Origin of the sequence: Bradyrhizobium genomosp. I (2014) (assembly GCF_000261685.1) — a bacterium.
In the GTDB taxonomy this organism is placed as follows: domain Bacteria; phylum Pseudomonadota; class Alphaproteobacteria; order Rhizobiales; family Xanthobacteraceae; genus Bradyrhizobium.
In genome coordinates this window covers 1-5,147 of sequence record NZ_AJQE01000159.1, presented here as the reverse complement: position 1 = coordinate 5,147, position 5,147 = coordinate 1, and the positions used below count along the sequence as shown (strand labels likewise).

At 65.4% G+C, this 5,147-nt stretch carries 5 protein-coding genes; all 5 read left to right on the top strand.

Going from position 1 to position 5,147, the window contains the following annotated elements:
* Positions 1 to 288: 288 nt before the first annotated feature.
* Entirely contained in the window at positions 289 to 1,248 is a 960-nt protein-coding gene (fabD, locus tag IC50_RS15125; RefSeq protein WP_035705880.1) for an ACP S-malonyltransferase, read from the top strand.
* Positions 1,249 to 1,259: 11 nt separating this feature from the next.
* Positions 1,260 to 1,997 carry a 3-oxoacyl-[acyl-carrier-protein] reductase gene (fabG, locus tag IC50_RS15120; protein ID WP_035705873.1) on the top strand — a complete coding sequence of 246 codons (738 nt, stop codon included), beginning with the start codon at positions 1,260 to 1,262 and terminating at the stop codon, positions 1,995 to 1,997.
* Positions 1,998 to 2,309: 312 nt separating this feature from the next.
* Entirely contained in the window at positions 2,310 to 2,549 is a 240-nt protein-coding gene (locus IC50_RS15115; RefSeq protein ID WP_008551805.1) for an acyl carrier protein, read from the top strand.
* A 107-nt stretch (positions 2,550 to 2,656) separates the two neighbouring features.
* On the top strand, positions 2,657 to 3,922 hold the full coding sequence (gene fabF, locus IC50_RS15110; protein WP_035705871.1) for a beta-ketoacyl-ACP synthase II: 1,266 nt from the start codon (positions 2,657 to 2,659) through the stop codon (positions 3,920 to 3,922).
* A gap of 126 nt (positions 3,923 to 4,048) precedes the next feature.
* A partial coding sequence (gene mltG / locus IC50_RS15105) for an endolytic transglycosylase MltG (protein WP_035705877.1) occupies positions 4,049 to 5,147 on the top strand: 1,099 nt, incomplete at its 3' end.

The following is a 5,147-nucleotide window of genomic DNA, read 5'->3' as shown; positions in this document are numbered from 1 at the left end:
GCTGGCGACGGCCAAGCCGAACCGCGAGGATCGGCCGGGGCAACTTGTCAACAGTGCGCGCCGCGCGCAGGCCGGGGCGGAGGTCGATGCCAACCAGACCGCCGGCGGGTTTTGAGGGGCGCATTCCACGTTGAATGCTGGTCGAAGTTTCCATCTCGGCTTGACAGTGCCGCCCCGGACGGTGTCTACGGCCCCCTTTGGAGCATGATCGGGAACCATGGCCCGAGGCCGCGCGTCATCGGCTGCCGGTTCTCGCAAGGGATCATGCCCGACAAGCGGGGAGTGCCGATGACGGCTGCATTCACATTTCCTGGGCAGGGTTCCCAGGCGGTCGGCATGGGCAAGGCCCTGGCCGACGCCTTTCCGGTGGCGCGCGCCGTGTTCGACGAGGTCGATGCCGCGCTTTCCGAGAAGCTGACGGCCGTCATCTGGGAAGGCCCGGCCGAAACCCTCCAGCTCACCGAGAACGCCCAGCCGGCGCTGATGGCGGTATCTGTCGCCACCCTGCGCGTGCTCGAGGCTGAGGCTGGTTTTTCCGTGGGACGAGATGCGGCCTTCGTCGCCGGTCATTCGCTTGGTGAATATTCGGCGCTGGCCGCGGCCGGCAGCCTGACGGTTTCGGATACCGCCCGTCTGCTTCGCACGCGCGGTCTCGCAATGCAAAAGGCCGTCCCGGTCGGCGCCGGCGCGATGGCCGCGCTGCTCGGTCTCGACTACGAGGCCGCCATGGAGGTCGCTGGCGAGGCGGCGCAGGGGCAGGTCTGCCAGGCCGCCAACGACAATGGCGGCGGGCAGGTGGTGGTCTCGGGCGACAAGGCCGCGGTCGATCGCGCCGTCGAGATCGCCAAGGCCAAGGGCGCCAAGCGCGCGATGCTGCTGCCGGTGTCCGCGCCGTTCCATTGCAAGCTGATGCAGCCGGCCGCGGACGCCATGGCGGACGCGCTGGCCAGGGTCACGATCAAGGCGCCGGCCGCGCCGCTGGTGTCGAACGTGCTGGCGCGCGCCATCACCGATCCCGATGATATCCGCCGCCGCCTGGTCGAGCAGGTCACCGGCACGGTGCGCTGGCGCGAGTCGGTCGCCTATATGGCCGGGCAGGGCGTCACCCGCTTCTTCGAGATCGGCGCCGGCAAGGTGCTGACGGGTCTCGTCAAGCGCATTGCCGACGGTGCCGTCGGCGTTGCGGTCGGCGGTCCGAACGATATTGCCGCCGCCAGGGATGCATTGGCCGCTGCGAAGCAGGCCTGAAGGAGTCATCAATGTTCGATCTGACTGGCCGAAAGGCGCTCGTCACCGGCGCGACCGGAGGCATCGGCGGCGCGATCGCGCAGGCGCTGCACGCGCAGGGCGCCACCGTCGCGATATCGGGGACGCGGAAGGACGTGCTGGACGAGCTTGCGGGCAAGCTCGGGGAGCGCGCGCATGTGCTGCCCTGCAATCTCTCCAAGGCCGACGAGGTCGAGGCGCTGGTGCCCGCTGCGGAAGCGGCGATGGGCCAGGTCGACATTCTCGTCGCCAACGCGGGCATCACCCGCGACAATCTCTTCGTGCAACTTCGTGACGAGGACTGGGACGAGGTCATCAACGTCAATCTGACCGCGACCTTCCGCCTGGCGCGCGCCGCGACCAAGCTGATGATGCGCAAGCGCTTCGGCCGCATCATCGCCATCACCTCGGTGGTCGGTGTCACCGGCAATCCGGGGCAGGGCAATTATACTGCGTCGAAGGCGGGCCTGATCGGCATGATCAAGACGTTGGGCGCCGAATACGCCAAGCGTGGCGTCACCGCGAACTGCATCGCGCCGGGCTTCATCAAGACGCCGATGACGGATGCGCTCAACGACAAGCAGCGCGAGACGATTCTGAGCAAGGTTCCGGCCGCCCGACTGGGGACGCCCGATGACATCGCAGCGGCCGCCGTCTATCTGAGTTCGAACGAAGCATCCTATGTCACCGGGCAGACCATCCACGTCAACGGCGGTATGGCCATGATCTGACGCCTCGTGCTGCACCGCCCGTCAAGCCGGTGCGGGATGCGGCAAACGGCCGTTTCCGGAGCGAAATGAGGCTTGTAGTCAAGGCAATTGAAGTATGATAACCGGACCTTCAACGGATGGGCAAAGAACGCCATTGCAGGTTTTTGAAACCCTGTATATTGGCGATGCGGAGCCTTTGGCCGTCGTTCGCCGGGGCCTGCATCGGTTAGGATGGGCCAAATCAAAGTTCGTAAGCGAAGGCAGTCAAACGACCACGACGGCTCGTATCGTCCCGGGGGGTCGGGTCTACAGGGAACAACACGAGGTTAAGCAATGAGTGACATTGGCGAGCGGGTTAAGAAGATCGTGGTCGAACACCTTGGTGTTGAGCCCGAAAAGGTTGTCGACAACGCGAGCTTCATCGACGACCTCGGCGCCGACAGTCTGGACACCGTCGAGCTGGTGATGGCGTTCGAAGAGGAATTCGGTTGCGAGATTCCGGACGACGCCGCGGAAACGATTCTCACCGTCGGTGACGCCACGAAGTTTCTCGAGAAGAACGCGAAGAGCTAAGCTCTTCATTTTCGCGGGGACAACATTGAAACCGGACGGGCCGCTTCGCAGCGGTCAGCCGGTTTCTTGTTATTGGCCGTGAATCTTTCGATGCGGAGTTTTCGGATATGAGGCGGGTTGTCGTCACGGGTCTCGGCATGGTCTCGCCACTCGCCTGTGGCGTCGAGCCGACCTGGAAACGCATCCTTGACGGCGAAAGCGGTGCGCGCAGGATCGAGAGCTTCGATGTCTCCGATCTTCAGACCAAGATCGCCTGCACGGTCGTGCGCGGCGACGCGTCGAACGACAGCTTCAATCCCGACAAGTGGATGGAGCCGAAGGACCAGCGCAAGGTCGACGACTTCATCATCTTCGGCATGGCCGCGGCCGGCCAGGCGCTCGACGACGCCAACTGGCATCCCGAGACGGAAGAAGACAAGTGCGCGACCGGCACCATGATCGGGTCCGGTATCGGCGGCCTCAACGGCATCGCCGACACCGCGATCCTCTTGAAGGAGCGCGGACCGCGCCGGGTGTCGCCGTTCTTCATTCCGGGCCGCCTGATCAATCTCGCCTCCGGCTACGTCTCGATCGCGCACGGGCTGAAGGGGCCGAACCATGCGGTGGTCACGGCCTGCTCGACCGGCGCGCACGCGGTGGGTGATGCCGCCCGCCTGATCGCGCTCGGCGACGCCGACGTGATGGTCGCGGGCGGCGCCGAGTCGCCGATCAGCCGCATCGGCATCGCCGGCTTCAACGCCGCGCGCGCTCTCTCGACCGGTTTCAACGACACACCCGAGAAGGCCTCGCGTCCCTACGACAAGGACCGCGATGGTTTCGTGATGGGCGAGGGCGCCGGCGTCCTGGTCCTGGAAGAACTCGATCACGCCAGGCGCCGCGGCGCCAGGATCTATGCCGAGGTGATCGGCTACGGTCTTTCGGGCGATGCCTATCACATCACCTCGCCGTCGCCCGACGGCGACGGCGGCTACCGCAGCATGTTGGCTGCGCTGAAGCGCGCCGGCCTTACGCCGTCCGATCTCGACTACATCAACGCGCACGGCACCTCGACGCCGCTCGGCGACGAGATCGAGCTCGGCGCGGTCGAGCGTCTGCTCGGCAATGCCGCCTCCAAGGTTGCGATGTCCTCGACCAAGTCGTCGACCGGCCATCTCCTCGGCGCGGCCGGTGCCATCGAAGCGATCTTCGCGATTCTCGCGATTCGCGATAATGTCGTGCCGCCGACGATCAATCTCGACAACCCGTCGGTCGAGACTGCGATCGATCTCGTGCCGCACAAGGCGAAGAAGCGCGAGGTCAACGTCGCATTGTCGAACTCCTTTGGTTTTGGCGGTACCAATGCGTCGGTGATCTTCCGGCGCCTGGCCGATTAGTTTGCGTTTGAGGCGAATCCACCGTTTTGCCGTATTCGGCGATAGTCATGGACGTGGGCGCGCGCGTTTTGGCAGGGCAAACGATTGTCGGGCCGTGATTGAACCGGCAGGATTCAGGTTGTTTCGATGAGTGAAAGGCCGCCCATTTCACCCCGGAGTCCGCGGGCAGCGCTCGAGCCCGAGCAGCTTCCGCCGCCGCCCAAGCGATCGGACCGCGCGCGCAGTCCTCTGGTGATCGTCGGCAACGCCATCATCACCCTGCTGCTGATCAGCATGATTGGCGCCGGCGGCGTCTATTATTACGGCCGGCAGGCGCTCGAGGCGCCGGGACCGCTCAAGGACGACAAGATCGTCAACATCCCGCAGCGCGCGGGCAAGCGCGACATTGCCGAGACCCTGAACCGGGAAGGCGTGACCGACGTCAATCCCTGGGTGTTCATCGCCAGCGTCGCCGCGTTGAAGGCGAGCTCGGATCTCAAGCCGGGTGAGTATTCGTTCCAGAAGCACGCCTCCTTGCGCGACGTCATCGCCACCATCGTCGAGGGCAAGGTGGTGCAGCATGCGGTCACGATTCCCGAGGGCCTGACTTCCGAGCAGATCGTGGCACGGCTGTCCGACAACGACATCTTCACCGGCAGCGTGCGCGAACTGCCGCGCGAGGGCACGTTGCTGCCGGAGACCTACAAATTCCCGCGCGGCACGACGCGCGAGCAGGTGATCCAGCGCATGCAGCAGGCGCACAAGCGCGTGCTGGCCGAGATCTGGGAGCGCCGCAGCCAGGACATTCCGGTGAAGACGCCGGAGCAGCTCGTGACGCTGGCCTCCATCGTCGAGAAGGAGACCGGCAAGCCCGACGAGCGCAGCCGCGTCGCCGCGGTGTTCGTCAATCGCCTGAAGCAGCGGATCAAGCTGCAGTCCGATCCGACGATCATCTACGGTCTCGTCGGCGGCAAGGGCACGCTGGGCCGGCCCATCAAGCGCAGCGAGATCACGCAGCCCTCGCCCTACAACACCTATGTGATCGAGGGCCTGCCGCCGGGGCCGATCTCCAACCCGGGCCGCGCCTCGCTCGAAGCTGCCGCCAACCCGGCCCGCACCCGCGATCTCTATTTCGTCGCCGACGGCACCGGCGGGCACGCCTTCACCGAGACCTACGACGCGCACCAGAAGAACGTCGCGAAGCTCCGCGCGATGGAGAAGCAGATCCAGAACGACACGGTGGAGC

What these genes read in the sequence shown, in the direction of transcription:
- fabD (WP_035705880.1), top strand. Translation starts at nt 289, where the DNA reads ATGACGGCTGCATTCACATTTCCTGGGCAGGGTTCCCAGGCGGTCGGC.
- fabG (WP_035705873.1), top strand. Translation starts at nt 1,260, where the DNA reads ATGTTCGATCTGACTGGCCGAAAGGCGCTCGTCACCGGCGCGACCGGA.
- IC50_RS15115 (WP_008551805.1), top strand. Translation starts at nt 2,310, where the DNA reads ATGAGTGACATTGGCGAGCGGGTTAAGAAGATCGTGGTCGAACACCTT.
- fabF (WP_035705871.1), top strand. Translation starts at nt 2,657, where the DNA reads ATGAGGCGGGTTGTCGTCACGGGTCTCGGCATGGTCTCGCCACTCGCC.